Raw genomic sequence first — 17,327 nt, forward strand, 5'->3', positions numbered from 1 at the left:
CCGATGCCCGCCTCCACTGACGAGATCACCGTTGTCCGCAACGACGAGGACTCCCGCTACGAGATCCACGTCGGCGATGTCCTCGCGGGATTCACGCAGTTCCGCGTGGACCGCCAGGGACGCTACCTCTACCCGCACACCGAAGTCGACCCGGCCTTCCGCGGCCGAGGGCTCGCCCAGCGGGTGGTCGGCGACGCGATGACCGACTCCGCGGCCCGCGGCGAGACGGTCGTGCCGCACTGCCCCGTGGTCGCGAAGTACCTGCACGAGAACGACGTGCCGGGGCTGAAGATCGAGTGGCCGTCGCACGCCCGTCCGGAGTGACCCGCCCATGACCAGGCTCGACGCCGACGGCGCGGTCGCCACGACGCCGGGCCACGCGCGCGAGCCGGGTTCGGACGGCGGCGACGACTCCGCCGGCGACGGGCCGCGAGCGCTGCTGCTCGAGGCCCGCGAGGTGCCGCTCGGCGGTGTCCGGGCCATGTCGGTGCGGAGGGCGCTGCCGCAGCGCGACCTTCCCCTCGTCGGCGCCTGGTGCTTCCTCGACCGCTTCGGTCCGCAGGTGACGCGCATGCGCGTCCAGCCGCACCCGCACATCGGGCTGCAGACGGTCACCTGGCCGTTCCAGGGCGACGTGCGACATCGCGACTCGATCGGAAGCGACGTCATGGTGCGCCGCGGCGCCCTCAACCTCATGACGAGCGGTGCGGGCATCTCGCACTCCGAGTACTCGCTCGGGGAGGATGCCGCGCCCCTCGACGCCCTGCAACTGTGGGTCGCCCTGCCCGAGTCCCGCCGCCACGGCGCTCCGGCGTTCGAGCAGCACGCCGTGCTGCCGCAGGTAGCCCTCCCCGCGGAGTCCGGCAGCGACGGTGCGGCGGCGGTCGTGCTGGGCGTCTTCGCCGGCGTCGCCTCGCCGGCGACCACGTACACCCCGATCGTCGGTGCGGAGGTGCGGGTGCCGGCAGACTCGCGCCTGCGGCTGCCGCTCGAGCCGGCATGGGAGCACGCGCTGGTCGGAGTCGACGGAGACCTCTCCGTGCACACCGGAACGGACGGGAGCGTCGCCCTCGACGACGCGCACCTGCTGTACCTCGGGCTCCGGCGCGATCACGTCGAGGTGTCGAGCACCGGTGGCGCGACGGTGTTCCTGCTCGGCGGTGAGCCGTTCGAGGACGACATCGTCATGTGGTGGAACTTCGTCGGCCGCACGCACGAGGAGATCGTCGAGGCGCGCGAGGAGTGGGAGGCCGGCGGTGAGCGCTTCGGGCATGTCGTCGACCACGGCGACGAGCGGATCCCGGCACCGCCGCTGCCGGCGGTTCGCCTCACGCGCCGGCGCCGGAGGGTCTGACCCGAAGCCGGCGTCATTCCGCGGACAGTACGCTGGGCTGGTGGCCGCCGACACCCGACTCTCGACGAGCGTTCTGCTCACCTGCGCCGCCATCGGCGTCGCGACCGGAGTCCTGGGCGGCATCGCCGGCTGGATCACGGTCCCCGTGCTGGCGGCGGTCCCCATCGTCTACGGCTTCGTGCTCGGCGTGCACGTCCTTCCCGGAATCATCGCCCAGGAGGCGCTGCGCCTGCCGTGGGTCGCCCTGATCACGCACGGCGTGGCGGCCCTCGTGGGCATCGCGATCGCACCGATCTACGCCGGGCAGTACATCGGCACCGCCATCCTGTTCGGCGGCATCCAAGAGCTGGTCGCCGCGCTGGTGCGCTATCGCTCGTGGGCGCCGTGGCGCTTCTTCGTGTCGGCGTTCGTCATCGGACTCGTGGTCGCGGTCGCCGTCTTCTTCGCCGCTCACCTCGGCGCGATGCCGCTGTGGGCCCAGATCCTGTACCTGGTGCTCTCGGTGCTCGGGCCGATGGCGTGGACTGCCGTCGGCCTCGCTGTCGGCCGGGCGCTGCGTCGCGCCGGCGTCGCGCGGCCTCGCGCCCGCTGAGCAGCCGCTTCGCCCCGCGGGTTAGGGTCGGCTAAGTTAGGAGATACTTAGTCCACTCCGCCAGGAAGTCCCGTGACCGCACCTCAGCGCGACCCTGCCGCCGCGCTCGCGGCGGATTCCGGCGTTCCCCTCGTGCGGATCCACGAGCTTGCGGTCACCCATGACGGAGAGAGCACGGCGGTTCCGGCATCCGTCTCCTTCGAGATCGCCGCGGGCGAGGTCGTGCTCCTGCTCGGCCCCAGCGGGTCGGGCAAGTCCACGCTGACGCTCGCCCTCAACGGGCTGATCCCGCACGCCGTGCCCGCCGATGTGAGCGGATCGGTCGAGATCGCGGGCGTCGACACGGTCTCGACGACGGTCGCCGACCTCAGCACGCGCGTGGCGATGGTCTTCCAGGATCCCGACGCGCAGCTCGTGACCGGCACGCTCCTCGACGAGGTGGCCTTCGGCCCGGAGAATCTGCGGATGCCGGTGGCCGACGTGCTCGCCCGCGCCGAGGCCGCGCTGCGCCGGGTCGGGCTGTGGGAGCGGCGTGGCGAGAACCCCGACCGCCTGTCGGGCGGCGGACGCCAGCGGCTGGCCATCGCGTGCGCGCTCGCGATGGGATCGCCGCTGCTGGTGCTCGATGAGCCGACCGCCAACCTCGACCCGCAGGGCATCGAAGAGGTCTACGCCGCTCTGGCCGACCTCGTCGCCGCCGGGGATCGCGCGATCCTGCTGGTGGAGCACAACCTCGATGCCGCTGTGGGCTTCGTCGACCGGGTCGTCGCGCTCGACCACGACGGACGGGTCGCCGCCGACGGCAGCGTCGACGACGTTCTGCGCGGTCGCGCCGACGAGCTGCAGGCGATGGGGGTATGGCTGCCCGTCTCGACGATCGCCGCGCTGCGGCTACGCCGCGCCGGATACGAACTCGATCCCCTGCCGCTGACCCCCGACGAGCTGCGCGCCGCGCTCGACGCCGCCCCTCTACCGGTCGTCGAGCGAGCGAAGCCCCGGGTCGTTGCGCGAGCGAAGCGAGACGAAACGCCCGACGCCCGGGTCGTTGAGCGAGCGAAGCGAGACGAAACGCCCCCCGCTCCGCTCATCACCGTGCGCCACCTCTCCCTCCGGCGCGGCCGCACCGAGGTGCTGCACGACGTCGACCTCGACATCGCGGCGGGCGAGTTCGTCGCGGTGGTCGGGGCGAACGGCGCCGGCAAGACGAGCCTGATCCAGGCGCTCGCGGGCGTGGTCCCGCCGCCGAAGGGCACCGTGCACGTCGACGGCGTCGACGTCGGCCGAGCCGATTCCCGCACGCTGTCGGCCCGCATCGGCTTCGTCTTCCAGAACCCCGAGCACCAGTTCATCGCGCACACCGTCTTCGACGAGCTCGCCCACGGTCTGCGCCGCCAGCACCTGCCGGAGGACGAGGTGCGCCGCCGCACGACGGAGCTCCTCGAGCGCTTCGGCCTCGAGGGCAAGGCCGGCGCGCATCCGTTCCTGCTCTCGGGCGGTCAGAAGCGCCGCCTGTCGGTGTGCACCGCCCTCGTGGCCGGGGCACCCGTGCTCGTGCTCGACGAGCCGACCTTCGGCCAGGACCGGGCGCGCGCCGACGAGTTGCTCAAGCTGCTCGGCGAGCTGAACGACGACGGCACGACCATCGTCGTCGTGACCCACGACATGCAGCTCGTCACCGAGTACGCCCATCGCACCGTCGTCCTCGCCGACGGGCACGTGCGAGCGGTCGGCGCGACCGCCGACGTCTTCGGCGACGCCGAGCTGATCGAGGGTGCGGGCCTCCGGCTCCCGCCGCTCAGCCGGGCGCTGCGCGGTCTGGAGCGGCATCCGGAACTCGCCGGAATCGCCCGCCTCGCCGACCTGCCGGCCGCCATCGGAGACGCGACGTGACGGCGACCGGACCGCTGACGACGGGGCAGTCGCTGCGCGAGGGCTTCGACCCCTACGCCCAGCGCGCCCAGGCCTCTCCGGTGCGCTTCCTCTACGGGGTCAACCCGCTCGCCAAGCTGGCGGCGCCGCTGCCCGCGATGGTCCTGCTGGTGTTCGTGAGGGATGCCGCCACCCCGCTCGCATTCCTCGCTCTCAGCTACGCGATCCTGCTGATCGGGGTGACCTTCACCGGCCGCCTTGCGGCCATCCTGGTCGCGCTCCCTGTCGGCGCGGCGGTCGTCGGCCTCGGCTTCTCGCTGTGGACGGATGCCTCGCGCGTCGACCAGTCCGTCATCGTGTGGCAGCTCGGCTCATGGACCCTGTACGGCGGAGCACTCGAGGTGGGCATGGCGACCGGCCTGCGCATCGCCGCCATCGCGGCCCTCACGCTCATCGTCGGGCTCTCGACCACCGGGCCCGAGCTCGTGCGCGCCACCGTCCAGCAGCTGCGCGTGCCGTATCGCATCGGTTACACCGCCCTCGCGGCGTTCCGCTTCGTGCCGCGGTTCGGGCATGAGCTCGACGTCATCCGCCAGGCCCACCGCGTGCGCGGCGCCCACGGCGGACGCGGGCCGTTCGCCGCGGTCGCCCGCTGGTTCGGGTACATCGTGCCGCTGCTGGCCGGCGCCATCCGCCACGCCGAGCGGGTCGCCCTGGCGATGGACGCGCGTGCGTTCGGCGCGTATCCCGATCGCACCGAACGCCACCTCGTGCCGTTCCGCAAGCGAGACACGGTGTTCATCGTGCTCTTCTGGGCAGTCTCGGCCGCGCTGTTCTGGATGCTCGCCCCTTGGGGACTCGCCTAGGCCGCGGCATCCCACCCCAGCACCACCGACGGAGGACCATGGCACTCGCCAGCAGACTTGTGAAGCCCGAGACCCAGGGCCTCGTGCACCTGACCGTGCTGAGGCGCGAGCGCCTCTCGCCGCACTGGATGCGCGTCACCCTGGGCGGCGGCGAGATCGCCGACTTCCGGCCGATGGGGTATGACCAGTGGTTCCGCATCTTCCTGCCGCTCGGGGGGGACGAGGGACTCGATCGACTGCCTGCGAAGGCGAACAAGCTGTTCGGATACCTGAAGTACCTGCGCATCCCCGACGGTGTGCGGCCCGTGATGCGCAACTACACCGTGCGCGCGTTCCGTCCCGCCACCGACGACCGCGGCCCCGAGCTCGACGTCGACTTCGTCCTGCACGGATCGGCGGAGGACGGCACCGCCGGTCCCGCCTCGCGCTGGGCCGAGACGTGCGAGCCGGGCGAGAGCGTCGTGCTCATCGACGAAGGGCTGGCCTTCAACCCCGCACGCGGCACCGACCGCGTCGTGCTCGTCGCCGATGAGACGGGGCTGCCCGCGATCGCCGGCGTCTGCGCGTCGCTGCCGTCGCACGCGACGGGCGTGGCGATCGTCGAGGTGCCGAGCGCGGAGGACGCGCTGGAGTTCGCGCATCCCGCCGGTGTCACCGTGCGGTGGATCGTGCGCGACCACGACGCGAAGCCGGGAACCCTCGCTCTGCAGGCGCTGCGTGACGCGCCGCTGCCGGATGCCCCGTTCCACGCGTACGTCGTCGGCGAGCAGGCGCTGCCCACCGACGCCCGTCGTCACCTCGTCGGCGAGCGCGGGGTCTCGAAGGACCTCGTGAGCTTCTGCGGGTACTGGCGCGTCGGAGCCGCGTCGCCCACGCCCAAGTCGCAGGCCGCCGCTGCGGAGGCGAACGCATGAGCCGTGTCGCGACGTCGTACCTGCTGACCTGCGCCGCGATCGGCGTGGCCGGAGGCGTGCTGCTGTGGGCGGCCGGATGGATCTCGTCGGTGCTGTTCGTCACCGTGCCGTTCGCGTCGGTCGCGATCGCGGGGCTGTGGCTCCTCCCCGCGACGGTCGCCCTGCGGCTGCTCGAGCGACCCTTCGCCGGCGTGCTCGTCGGGCTGATCTCGGGGCTCGTCGTCTTCCCGTGGCTCGGCGCGGCCCTCTGGTGGGCGCTGTTCGCGGAGATCCCCTTCCTGCTCGCGATCTATCGGTCGTGGCGCACCTGGCAGTACTACGCAGGCGCCCTGTTCGTGGGCGTGGTCTATCCGATCGCCGCCGCGGCCTCGTTCGACCTCTGGTCGATGCCCGCCTGGGCGACCGTAACGTTCTTCGTGCTGACGATCGCGAGCTGCGTCGCCGGCGTCGCGCTGGGCATCCTCATCGCCGACCGACTCAAGCGCGCCGGCGTCGCGCGCCTGGCACGACGCCGCGGCCTCGCTGGCCGCGGGCTGGGTCGCGGCGCGGGTCCCGCCGGGCAGCACTGACCCGGCGCTCCCGCCGGCGCTCCCCGCCCTCCCCGCGGGCAACGGGCAGACGCGCGAGGAGTCGACCCGAGAACGACGGATGCCGCGACCCGAGCCCCCGCGAGGGGCCGGGCCGCGGCATCCGGAACCGCGTCAGCGTGCGCTCAGCGCTTGCCGACGATCTGACGCGAGACGATGTCGCGCATGATCTCGTTGGTGCCGCCGTAGATGCGGTGCACGCGGGCGTCGAGGTAGGCGCGGGCGATCGGGTACTCGGTGATGTACCCGTAGCCGCCGTGCAGCTGCACGCCGATGTCGAGGAGCTCCGCCTCGCGGTCGGTGGTCCAGAACTTGACCTTCGCGGCCTCTTCGGCGGTGAGCTTCGAGTCTTTGTAGAGCATCATCGCGCGGTCGACGTAGGCCCACATCACGTCGACGGTGGTGGCCATGTCGGCGAGGTTGAAGCGGGTGTTCTGGAAGTCGGCGATGCGCTCGCCGAACGCCTCGCGGCTCAGCGTGTAGTCACGCGTCCAGACGAACGCGGCCTCGCCGGCAGCGGCCGCCGCGACGCCGATCGAGAGACGCTCGAGCGGCAGGTTCATCATGAGCTGGACGAAGCCGAGCCCCTCTCGCCCGCTGATGAGGTTCTCCTCCGGCACGAACACGTCGGTGAACGACATCTCGGCGGTGTCCCAGCCGTGGAAGCCCATCTTCTCGAGCTTCTTGCCGTGGTCGAAGCCCTCCATGCCGTCCTCGAGGATCAGCAGGCTGAAGGCGTCGGGGCGGTTGCCCTCACCGGTCTTGACGAACGTGACCACGATGTCGGCTGTCTTGCCCGACGAGATGAACGTCTTGGCGCCGTTGACGATGTAGCCGCCGTCGACCTTCTTCGCGGTGGTCTTGATGCCGCGGAGGTCGGACCCCGCACCGGGCTCGGTCATCGCGAGCGCGCCGAGGATCTCGCCGGTCGCCATGCCGGGGAGCCACTTCTCCTTCTGCGCCTGCGTGCCCATGTGGGCGATGTAGGGGACCGCCAGGTCGTCCTGGATGCCGAGGGCTCCCGCCAGCGACCCGAGGCCTGCGCTGATCGTCTCCTCGAGCACGATCGAGCGGAAGCGGTAGTCCTGCAGCATGCCCGCGCCGCCGAACTCCTCCGGCACGGACAGGCCGATGATGCCGGCCTCGCCCGCTGCGAGCATGGTCGCCCGGTCGATCTCGCCCGCGGCATCCCACTGCTTGCGCTTCTCATCGGACGCGTAGCGCTTGATGAACTCCTTGACGACGTCGCGGAACGCCTCGTGGTCCTCGTCGTAGATGTTGCGCTCCATATGTGCGCCTTCCTCTCGTCTTCGAGCATGTCGTCGCCGACCGGGGCTTGGGCCCTCGCCGGGGTGGCTCGGACTCGATCCTAAGGGTCACGAGGTGAAGACGCCGAGCGCGCTTGTGAGATCGGATCCTATTGATCGTGAAACTCGGTACCGCCGTTTGTGGGATGCCTCAATCCGGCCCGGACCGGCCGTTTCGAGCCCTGCGACTGGGCGCCGAGGGATCAGCCGACGTAGCCGGGCGCGGGCTCGAGCCCGAAGAACTCCTCGAGCGAGGTCCACCCGCCGTCGTGATAGGTCCGCGCGAGCTCGGCGCCGATGTAGCGCAGGTGCCACGGCTCGGGCGAATAGCCGGTGACGTCGGTGGATCCCTCGCTGTACCGCACGATCCAGCCGTGCTCCCACGCGTGATCGACGATCCACGCGCCCTGCGCGCTCGCGGCCAGGTCGTCGAGCGACCCGCACTCGCCGGCGCACGCGACGACGTCGGCCGCGAGCCCGGACTGATGCTCGCTGAACCCGGGCCGCGCGCTCACCAGGTCGGCGCCCTCCTGCCCGCGCTGGGCGACCTGCCGGCCGTAGCTGCCCTCCTGCGTCTGGTACGAGCGGAAGCCGCTCTCGAGCGCGATCTCGCCGACCCCCGCTTCGCGAGCGGCGGTCACCAGGGCAGTGAGAGCGGATGCCGCATCCGACCGCAGTGCGCCACCTTCGATGCTCCGCACGCCGTCCGGCATGACCAGCCCGGTCGGGCGGTAGTCGACCGGCGAGTACGGACGCGCCTTGTTGATCACGGCCCACACCCGCGTCGGATCGGCGAGGTCGACGCAGCGGGCGCGCCCCTCGGCGACGGCGAGCCGGAAGGCCTCCGCACCGCCGGCCGCCGTGACGGCCGCGGCGTCATCATGCGCTTCGAGCGCCGTCATGACCTCCGGCACGCCGCAGATGTCCGCCGAGACCTGAGCCTGCTTCATGACCGGCACCGGCAGAGCCGCCACGGGCGGCGGGGCATCGGAGAACAGCTGCGCGTCGGCCGCGGCATCCGCTCCCCCGCCCGATACCAGCGCGGTCACCGCGGCCGTCGAGCCCAGGAGCAGAGCCCCTCCGACCGCGAGCAGCAGGACGACGCCGCCCCGCGCGATCCGGCGCGGGCGCACGTGCCGCGGCGGTGGTCCGTCCGCGTCGTCGGCAATGAGGAGACGATCGGCGCGCGCCGCTCGCCGTGCGCTCTCGCGCGCCAGAGGTGCGGCACGGCGACTGCGCCGGAGAGGGCCGGGCGGCGGGGCGGCGGGTGCGAGCGGCTGCGCGTGCTGGGCGACGGCCGCGCGGAACTCCGCGGGAAGGAGGAAGGGGCTGGACTCCGGCGCCGGCGTGATGGGCACGGCGTCGTCCTCAAGGCGAGCGCCGACGTCGATAGCGCTCCCGGCGTCCGCCGCGCGGGCGCGCCGAGCGGCCTCCTCGCGCTGCGCTCTGGCGGCACGACGAGAAACCGGGGAGTCGGACGATCCGGGCGCCGTCACATCTGCCATTCTCACCCGTGCGGGCCAGGAGCGGGTGCAGGCGCGAAGTTGCTCGCGTTCCGTTCGAACACGCGGCGCGTGATCTTGACACATCATCGAACATCTGTTCCCATGGAGCGATGAGGTGGCAGGGACAGGAACTCGGAGTGGCGGATGCCGCGGCCCTGCCGGGTCTCGAGCATCTCAACGGTCTCGTCCAGTCAGTGACGACCCCCGAGTTCGCGGGCGTGACCTTTCACGAGGTGCTCTGCAAGACGGCGCTGAACCACGTCCCCGGCGCGTCGGCGATGCCGTTCGACTGGACGGTGAACCCCTACCGCGGATGCAGTCATGCGTGTGTGTACTGCCTGGATCCCTCGACGATGATCCTCATGGCAGACGGGCGCAGCAAGGCGCTGCGAGACATCGCCGTCGGCGACCAGGTCACGGGGACGAGACGTGAGGGCTCGTACCGTCGGTACGCCGCCGCTACGGTCTCTGCGAAGTGGTCGACGCGCAAGCGCGCTCACCGCGTGCTCCTCGCGGACGGCACGGAGCTGATTGCGAGCGCCGACCATCGATTCCTGACCGAGCGCGGCTGGAAATACGTCAGGCCGGCACCGAGCGGATCACCGCAACGACCCTTCCTCACGACGAACAACAAGCTGCTGGGCTTCGGCATGGGCAGCATGACGACCGGCCTTCTCGAGTCCGACGCGTACCGCACCGGCTACCTGAGCGGCATGATCCGCGGCGACGGCATGATGCTCAGGCGCGCGTATCCCCGCTCGAATGGTCGCGGCACCTACATGGCTCACCGCTTCCGCCTCGCCCTGGCCGACCCCGAGGCGCTGGACCGATCGCGACGATATCTCGCGGCGTGCGGCGTCACGACGAACAGGCGTGTGTTCGCGGAGGCGACGGCCGGTCGACGCGCGATGGACGCCATCTTCACCTCGCGCGCGACCGACTACGAGGCCATCACTTCGATCGTGACGTGGCCCGAGAGCCCCGCTCCTGAGTGGTCCCGCGGATTCCTCGCCGGCGTCTTCGATGCGGAGGGAAGCTGCAGCCGCGGGATCCTTCGCATCTCGAACAAGGATCCGCAGATCATCGCTGCGATCCAGAGCTCACTTGTCGCGTTCGGATTCGACTTCGCCACCGAGCCGGTGCGGCCGAACGGTGTCACGTCGATCTATCTTCGCGGCGGCCTTCCGGCGCGCCGGCGCTTCTTCGAGCTCGTTCAGCCTGCGATCACCCGAAAACTCGACCTTCTCGGGGTGGCCGTGAAGTCGGACGCGCCGCTTCGGATCGTGTCGATCGAAGACCTCGGCGAGACGGTCGACATGATCGACATCACGACGTCGACCGGCGACTTCATTGCGAACGGCGTGGTGAGCCACAACTGCTTCGCCCGCGGCACGCACGAGTACCTCGAGCTCGATGCCGGGCGCGACTTCGACAGCCAGGTCATCGTGAAGATCAACGTGGCGGAGGTGCTCGAGAAGGAGCTTCGTCGGGGCTCCTGGGCGCAACCGCCCGTGATGCTCGGCACGAACACCGATCCGTACCAGCGCGCCGAAGGCCGGTACAAGCTGATGCCCGGGATCGTGAGTGCGCTGACCGAATCAGGGACGCCCTTCTCGATCCTCACCAAGGGAACGCTGATGCGACGCGACCTGCCGCTGCTGCGTGACGCTGCACAATCGGTTCGCGTCTCCCTCGCGATGTCTATCGCCGTGTTCGACGACGAGCTCCAGCACCTCGTCGAACCGGGGACGCCGACGGCCACCGCCCGGCTCGACACGGTGCGCGCCGCGACGGAGGCGGGCTTCCGCGTGACGGTGTTCCTCATGCCGATCATCCCGCACCTGACCGACTCGATCGCGGCGATCGACGACGCGCTCAGCCGCATCAAGGCGGCCGGCGCGACGCGCGTGGTCTACGGGGCGCTCCACCTGCGGCCGGGTGCGAAGCAGTGGTTCATGCAGTGGCTGGGGCAGCAGCATCCCGAGCTCGTCTCGTCGTATCTCGGGCTCTATCCGGGCGCATCCGCTCAGGCCCCGAAGGCCTACCGAGCGTGGCTGGCGAAGCGGGTGCGGCCGCTGCTGCGCGTGCACGGCCTCGACGGACGAGCCGAAGACGACCACCCCCGCGGCAATCCCGTCGCCGGGCTCGCGGCCCGCTCCGACGCGCGCGCGTCCGGAATCGTCACGACCTCGCGCGGGCGGGCGGCAGCATCGGCTGCGGCGGAGGCGCCCCGACTGTTCTGACGGCTCGGCGCGCACTATGCGGCGACGTCTTCCCGCTCGGCGCCGTCTCCCGCAGCGCTCGACTCGCTCGCGGACACCGGCTGGCCGGTGAACGCGAGCACCGCGTCGAGGAAGGCGTCGGACTCGAGGATGCGGTTGTGCCCGAACCCGCGCGTGGCGGCGATCTGCGTTCCGGCGTTCGCTTCGACGATGCGAGCGAGCTCGCCGAACGGCACCACCCGGTCGCCCTCGTCATGCGCGGCGAGCAGCGGCGTCGCGTGAGGCAACGGCCGCCGCACCGCGGACAGTCGCGCGAACGGATCGCGCTCGCCTGGGAAAAAGCGGTCGGCGAAGCGCACACGGAGAGCGGCCGCCGTCCGGTCGTCGAAGCGCAGCATCGCCTGGAACTGGGTCAGGAGCAGATCGGCGTCAGCGGGCGCGGCGACCGTCACCACCCGATCGACGGCCAGCCCGTCGGCTGCGGCGATGAGGGTCGCGAGCCCGCCGAACGAGTGCCCGACCACGGTGTGCAGGCGGCCGTACCGTCGCCGGATCGCGCCCAGTGCGTCGATCCAGTCGATGAGATACGTCCCCCGCCCGAGCGAGTCGCCGTGAGCGGGTGCGTCGAAGGCGACGACCCGGTAGCCCTCGGCGAGGAGCTCGCGCACCAGGGCGGCGAACTGACTGGCACGGCCGTCCCACCCGTGCGCGAGCACGACGACGTCACCGCTGGTTCCCCACTCGTACAGGATGACGTCGGCGCCGCTCCGAGCGAGTCCGGGGATGCGCAGCGTCGATCGCCGCGCCGCCCACATCGTGTCCTGCGCGCCCGCACCGACCGGCCGGGGCGTCGCGACGCGGGCGAAGAGCGGCAGCGCCACGGCAGCACCGAGTTCGGGCGAAAGGGCGCCTGCCGCGCGCACGGTGACGCCGGCGGTGGAGAGTCCGAGGTTCACGATGGCTCCGATCCTGAAGTTGAGGGTGTACGAACGATCGTACGTATGAATACGAACGATCGTACGGTAACCTGGAGCTATGGCGCAAGAGCAACGTGACGGACGCCGCCTGCGGGGCGACGAGTCCCGTCGCGTGATCCTCGCGCACGCGATCGACACGGCGTCGGTGGACGGTCTCGAGGGCCTGACGATCGGTCGACTGGCGGATGCCGCGGGCCACAGCAAGAGCGGAGTCGCCACGCTCTTCGGCTCGAAGGAGCAATTGCAGCTCGCGACGGTCGCCGCCGCACGTGAGGTCTTCATCGACACGGTCGTCGCACCGGCGCGCGCGAACACGGATCGCGGACTCGCCCGCGTCTGCGCGCTGCTCGAGAAGTGGCTGGACTACTCCGAGGATCGAGTCTTCAGCGGCGGATGCTTCTTCGCGGCGACGTCGGTCGAGTACGACGCCCGGCCGGGCGTCGTACGTGATGCGATCGCCGCCGCGTCATCGGAGTGGGAGGACTACCTCGCCGTCAGCATCGAGTACGCGATGAACGCCGGCGAGCTGCCGCTCCTCGACGACGCGCGTCAGCTCACGTTCGAGCTCGTGTCTTTCCTGGAGGCCGCCAACACGCGCTCCCTCCTGCACGAGAGCGCCGAGCCCTACCGGCGTGCGGCGACTGCCGCACGTGCCCGTCTCATCGCCCTGGGCGGCGACCCGGAACTCGTCGCGACGGTCGCCGACCCTTCCTGACGCGGTCGCCGCTCCTCGACGACGCGGAGCACCGCACCGCGCCGACGTCGAGACGCGGTGCGGTGCGGTGCGGTGCGGTGCGGTGAACCGAGGGTCAGCGCTTCCAGGGACCGTTCTTCGCGCCGGGCTGGTCAGCGCGGCTCCACCACTGCGCGGTGTACGTCATCCCGTCGTGCACGACCTTGTCGCCCTTGAGGTAGATCGTGTCGGCATACCAGGCCTGCACGGTGTCCGGGTCCACGCCGCACGCGGTGAGGGTCGCCCACGGCCCGCGCACCGACGCGCCGGGCGCGTCTGCCTTCGCGTACCACTGCGCCTCGAACACTCGGCCGTCGAGGTACACGAGCTCACCACCCCGATACGTGGTCTGCGCGTTCCAGGCGGCGGCCGCGGCATCCGGAGTGTTCTGACACAGCAGCGCGGGTGCACCGGCGACCGGGCCGGGAGCCGCGGCGCGCAGCACGTCGGCCGACGCGGCGGAGAGGTCGCCCGCGACATCGTTGCCGATCTCCCAGAAGTCGACTCCGCCGAGCCCCTTCGAAACGGCCCACGCGGTCTTCTCGGCCACCGCGACCTCGTCGTCGAACGACCAGAACTCCCGTGCCGCCTCGTCGTAGCCCCACGTCGCGTCGAAGTGCCCGTCGGCGGTGTACTCGTGATGGATCTCGAGGTCGCGCGCCTTCAGCTGGTCCCAGGTGATCTGGCCGAGGCCGCCGCCCGACACGGTCCAGGGCTGCGGCTCGGCGTCGCGCCAGCCCTGCCCGTACGCCGCAAGGCCGAGGTTCAGCTTGGCCGGGTCGACGCCGGCATCGACGTACGCCGCGACGACGGCGTCGAGTCCGAGACCCCAGTTGTGGGCAGGATCGCCGTGCACGTTGCCCTGGTGACCGGTCTCGGCGGCCCACGAACCCCAGAGGTCGTAGCCCTGCAGGTTGCCGTAGTCGAGGCTCGCCCACAACTCGGGCGTGTTCCACCCGCCGGCGCTGATCTGCGTCGGCCCTGCGGGGAGGAAGGCCGAGATCTCGTAGTCGGCGCCGGTCTCCGACTCCAAGGCATCGAGCTGTGCCCGCAGCTCGGCGGCGAAGGCGATGAAGTTCGCCTTGTCGTTCACCGGGTCGACGCTGTTGCCCACCTCCTGCGCCCAGTCGGGCGCACCCGGCCACTCCCAGTCGAGGTCGAAGCCGTCGAAGATGCCGGTGGCCGCCCCGTCTCCCCCGCGACCGCCGATGAGCGGCAGATCGCCTCGGATGTAGAGGTCGATGCAGGACTCGGCGAGGTTCGCGCGCAGCTCGGGCGTGGCGACGGCCTTCGAGAACGACTTCGACCACGACCACCCGCCGAGCGAGACGTTGACCTTCAGATCGGGATACAGCCGCTTGAGCTGCTTCAGCTGGTTGAAGTTGCCGGCGAGCTTCTGCTTCTTGCCGTCGGCGATGCCGAGGACGGAGTCGGCCGCGGCGAAGGCGTGGACGAAGTCGCTGTCGGCGTCGCCGGCCGTATCTGTGAGCCCCGGCCCCGCGGCCGCGGTGTCGGAGATGAAGCAGGTGAAGGGCTCGACGTCGTCGAGTCCTTCCACTCCAGCGGCGACGGCGGCGTCGAGAGCGGCCTGGTCCCCGGCGATGTTGCCGAAGGAGTAGTTGAGGTGGGTGAGACTCTCGGCCGCGGCCGTGTCGACGAAGAGGCGCTTGATGGTCGCCTTCGCCTCGCCAGTCGCGCGCCACTGGCCGTAGTAGCCGACGTTCCGATAGCCGTTGATCGTGGTCGTCGAGGTCGGATCGGGGTCGGCGGCGGTGGCGGAGGATGCCGCCAACAGGCACGCGACGAGCGCTCCGGCGACGGCGAGAGCAGGGATTCGGGGGGTCAACACAAGCTCCTTCGATTGCGCGGGGTCCGGCACCGATGCGGGACCGGGCACTCGCGAGGAGCAATTAGGCAACCGTCCTAACAAATACCCTGTGCCCATTCTGGCACGCGGTCATCTGCCAGCGGAAGAGCGATCCGCCATCCTCGCCGACGACGAAGGCCCGATCCCTTGCGGGACCGGGCCTTCTGAAACGTGCTGCTACGCGTCGACGTGCGCGAGCTGACGGCCGCTGAGTTCCTCGAGCAGGTCGTCGCCGGGGCGCACCTCTTCGAACGGCGCATCGATCTCCGCGCGGTCGAGGAGCTCGGTCATGCGGCGGCGGCGCTGACGCGTGATCAGCGTGACGACGGTGCCCGAGCGCCCCGCGCGGCCGGTGCGGCCGGAGCGGTGAAGGTACGTTTTGTACTCGTCGGGAGCGTCGGCCTGCACCACGAGATCGATGTCATCGACATGGATGCCTCGGGCCGCGACATCCGTCGCCACGAGAACCTGCACGCGACCTGACGTGAGCCGCTCCAGGTTGCGCGTGCGCTTGGCCTGATTGAGGTCGCCGTGCAGGGCGAGCGCACGGATGCCGGCGTCGTCGAGCTGCTCGGCGAGCATCTCGGCGTAGGCGCGGGTGCGGGCGAAGACGAGGGTCTTGCCCTCGCGTCCGACGAGCGACTCGAGGATCTCCGCCTTGTCGCGGTGCTCGATGACGAGGACGCGGTGCTCGATCGTGCCGGAGTCCTGGTCCTCCCCCGCCACCTCGTACACGGCGGGCTCGACGAGGAACTCGTCGACCAGCGCGGCGACCTCGCGGTCGAGCGTCGCCGAGAAGAGCAGCTTCTGGCTGGCGTCGGCGGTGAGGCGCAGGATGCGCTGCACAGGCTCGAGGAAGCCCAGTTCGCACATGTGATCGGCCTCGTCGAGCACCACGATGCGGATCTCGGACAGGTCGAGCTTGCCCTGGTTCACGAGGTCTTCGATGCGCCCGGGTGTGCCGATGATGATGTCGACGCCCTTCTTGAGCGCACCGACCTGGCGACCCTGCGGAACGCCGCCGTAGATCTGCGTCGTGAACAGGCCGACGCTGCGGGCGATGGGCTGGATCGTGCGGTCGATCTGCAGCGCGAGTTCACGCGTCGGGGCGAGGATGAGCGCCTTCGGCGCGCGGCCGAACTCGCGCCGCTGCCCGCGCTGCGAGCGCAGCACGCTCTCGACGAGAGGACCGCCGAACGCGATCGTCTTGCCAGATCCGGTGCGGCCGCGGGCGAGCACGTCCTTGCCCTCGAGGATGGACGGAATGGTGGCGGCCTGGATCGGGAAGGGGCTCGCCGCTCCGAGGTCGGCCAGGACGGCGACGATGTTCTCGCCGAGCCCGAGGTCGCCGAAGGTCACGTCCGCGACTTCACCGGCCTGCACGGCGTCAGCCTGCAGACGCTCGTGCACGACGTCGACGTGGGCTTCGTGCGCCGCCGACCGGGCGGGCGCATTCCAGTCCGAGCGGGCGGGTGCTGCGCCGCGGCGCGGGCGGTCGTCGGACGAGCGCTTGGGGCGGTCGTCGAACGAACGCTTCGGGCGGTCATCGAAGGAGCGCTTGGGGCGGTCATCGAAGGAGCGCTTGGGGCGGTCGTCGAAGGAGCGGGCCGGCCGCTCGTCGCGGCGGTAGGAGGGGCGGGCGTCGCCGAACGAACGGCGATCGTCGCGGGCGACGCGATCGAGGTGAGCGGGCCGTGCCGGACGGTCGTCACGGCGGGGGCGGTCGTCGAACGAGCGCTTCGGCCGATCGTCGAACGAACGAGCCGGACGGTCGTCCCGCTTCGGACGGTCATCGAACGAGCGCTTCGGACGGTCGTCGAACGAACGAGCCGGACGGTCGTCCCGCTTCGGACGGTCATCGAACGAGCGCTTCGGACGGTCATCGAACGAACGAGCCGGACGGTCGTCCCGCTTCGGACGGTCATCGAACGAACGCTTCGGACGGTCGTCGTACGAGCGGGCCGGACGGTCGTCGCGACGCGCGCGGTCGTCACGGCCCGCCGCCGAGTGCGTGCGGATGCCGCGTGCCTCGTCGCGGCCGGCGCGCTCCTGGGCCGACCAGCGGCGCTTGGGCGCGGCATCCGTCGACTCCTCAGGACGGTAGCCGCGGTGGCTCGGGCTCTTGCTGCCGGGCTTGCCGGCCGACGCGTCACCCGGACGGCGCTTGCGGTCCTGGTAGCTGGTCTTGGCGGCGTAGCGCGGCTCGAAGTTCTTGGCGGGGCGTCCGCCGGCGGGCTTCTTGCTCTTGGGCATGGGGGTGTCCTTCTGGGTTGTTCCGCGAGAACAGCACTCCTGAAGATCGCACGCGTGCGACGCCGCTCTGGCGGCGGGGAGTTGCCCGGACTGTCGTCGGCCGGGGGCCATTCAATCGATGGTCGTCGAGACGGAATCGTCTCCACCATCGGCCCCTAGGACTCACAAACCCATCCGCGCACAGCGCAGTGTCCAGAGCCGACCCGACGAGTTTACCGGACCCTCCTGAGAAGTCGCCTGTGACGAAAACCACACACCCTGTAGGTTCTCACTTGCGGGGC

Annotated in this window: 14 protein-coding genes; 9 read left to right on the top strand and 5 right to left on the bottom strand. The window is 70.9% G+C overall.

Translation table 11 applies throughout. From position 1 onward, the window contains the following. The first annotated feature begins 3 nt into the window (after nt 1-3). From JX005_RS13055 to JX005_RS13085, 7 genes are all read left to right on the top strand, one after another. Complete coding sequence (locus JX005_RS13055; protein ID WP_214467979.1) at nt 4-324, top strand: GNAT family N-acetyltransferase; 321 nt, start codon at nt 4-6, stop codon at nt 322-324. A gap of 7 nt (nt 325-331) precedes the next feature. Continuing rightward, nucleotides 332-1,354: a pirin family protein gene (locus JX005_RS13060; RefSeq protein WP_214467980.1), complete on the top strand. Its 1,023-nt coding sequence runs from the start codon at nt 332-334 to the stop codon at nt 1,352-1,354. A gap of 40 nt (nt 1,355-1,394) precedes the next feature. Continuing rightward, on the top strand, nt 1,395-1,946 hold the full coding sequence (locus JX005_RS13065; RefSeq protein WP_214467981.1) for an ECF transporter S component: 552 nt from the start codon (nt 1,395-1,397) through the stop codon (nt 1,944-1,946). Nucleotides 1,947-2,018: 72 nt separating this feature from the next. Then, a complete protein-coding gene (locus JX005_RS13070; RefSeq protein ID WP_214467982.1) occupies nt 2,019-3,836 on the top strand; it encodes an ABC transporter ATP-binding protein in 1,818 nt (605 codons plus the stop codon). Beyond that, nucleotides 3,833-4,681: an energy-coupling factor transporter transmembrane component T gene (locus JX005_RS13075; protein WP_372447343.1), complete on the top strand. Its 849-nt coding sequence runs from the start codon at nt 3,833-3,835 to the stop codon at nt 4,679-4,681. The genes JX005_RS13070 and JX005_RS13075 overlap by 4 nt, the downstream gene beginning before the upstream one ends. A 38-nt stretch (nt 4,682-4,719) precedes the next feature. Continuing rightward, nucleotides 4,720-5,595 (top strand): siderophore-interacting protein, encoded by an 876-nt coding sequence (locus JX005_RS13080; RefSeq protein WP_214467983.1) that lies wholly within the window; start codon nt 4,720-4,722, stop codon nt 5,593-5,595. Then, nucleotides 5,592-6,164, top strand: coding sequence for an ECF transporter S component (locus tag JX005_RS13085; RefSeq protein ID WP_214467984.1), 573 nt, complete (start codon nt 5,592-5,594; stop codon nt 6,162-6,164). The genes JX005_RS13080 and JX005_RS13085 overlap by 4 nt, the downstream gene beginning before the upstream one ends. Before the next feature lie 143 nt (nt 6,165-6,307). Here the strand turns inward: JX005_RS13085 and JX005_RS13090 are convergent, their stop codons facing one another. Together JX005_RS13090 and JX005_RS16420 are read right to left on the bottom strand one after the other, a co-directional pair. Next, nucleotides 6,308-7,471, bottom strand: a complete 1,164-nt coding sequence (locus JX005_RS13090; protein ID WP_214467985.1) for an acyl-CoA dehydrogenase family protein — start codon at nt 7,469-7,471, stop codon at nt 6,308-6,310. Between the two features lie 221 nt (nt 7,472-7,692). After that, nucleotides 7,693-8,847 (bottom strand): M15 family metallopeptidase, encoded by a 1,155-nt coding sequence (locus JX005_RS16420; RefSeq protein WP_214467986.1) that lies wholly within the window; start codon nt 8,845-8,847, stop codon nt 7,693-7,695. Nucleotides 8,848-9,104: 257 nt separating this feature from the next. Between JX005_RS16420 and JX005_RS13100 the strand changes: the two genes are divergently transcribed. Then, nucleotides 9,105-11,237 carry an intein-containing Rv2578c family radical SAM protein gene (locus tag JX005_RS13100; RefSeq protein WP_214467987.1) on the top strand — a complete coding sequence of 711 codons (2,133 nt, stop codon included), beginning with the start codon at nt 9,105-9,107 and terminating at the stop codon, nt 11,235-11,237. A 14-nt stretch (nt 11,238-11,251) separates the two neighbouring features. On the opposite strand, the gene JX005_RS13105 is transcribed toward JX005_RS13100, so the two are convergent. Next, on the bottom strand, nt 11,252-12,172 hold the full coding sequence (locus JX005_RS13105; protein ID WP_214467988.1) for an alpha/beta fold hydrolase: 921 nt from the start codon (nt 12,170-12,172) through the stop codon (nt 11,252-11,254). Nucleotides 12,173-12,251: 79 nt separating this feature from the next. Here JX005_RS13105 and JX005_RS13110 point away from each other — a divergent pair, with 79 nt between their 5' ends. Beyond that, on the top strand, nt 12,252-12,908 hold the full coding sequence (locus JX005_RS13110) for a TetR/AcrR family transcriptional regulator (protein WP_214467989.1): 657 nt from the start codon (nt 12,252-12,254) through the stop codon (nt 12,906-12,908). A 94-nt stretch (nt 12,909-13,002) separates the two neighbouring features. On the opposite strand, the gene JX005_RS13115 is transcribed toward JX005_RS13110, so the two are convergent. Continuing rightward, nucleotides 13,003-14,772: a glycosyl hydrolase family 18 protein gene (locus JX005_RS13115; protein WP_214467990.1), complete on the bottom strand. Its 1,770-nt coding sequence runs from the start codon at nt 14,770-14,772 to the stop codon at nt 13,003-13,005. Nucleotides 14,773-14,970: 198 nt separating this feature from the next. Further along, entirely contained in the window at nt 14,971-17,046 is a 2,076-nt protein-coding gene (locus JX005_RS13120) for a DEAD/DEAH box helicase (protein WP_214467991.1), read from the bottom strand. Nucleotides 17,047-17,327: the final 281 nt, after the last annotated feature.

Source organism: Microbacterium flavescens (assembly GCF_018588945.1).
Classification (GTDB): domain Bacteria; phylum Actinomycetota; class Actinomycetes; order Actinomycetales; family Microbacteriaceae; genus Microbacterium; species Microbacterium flavescens.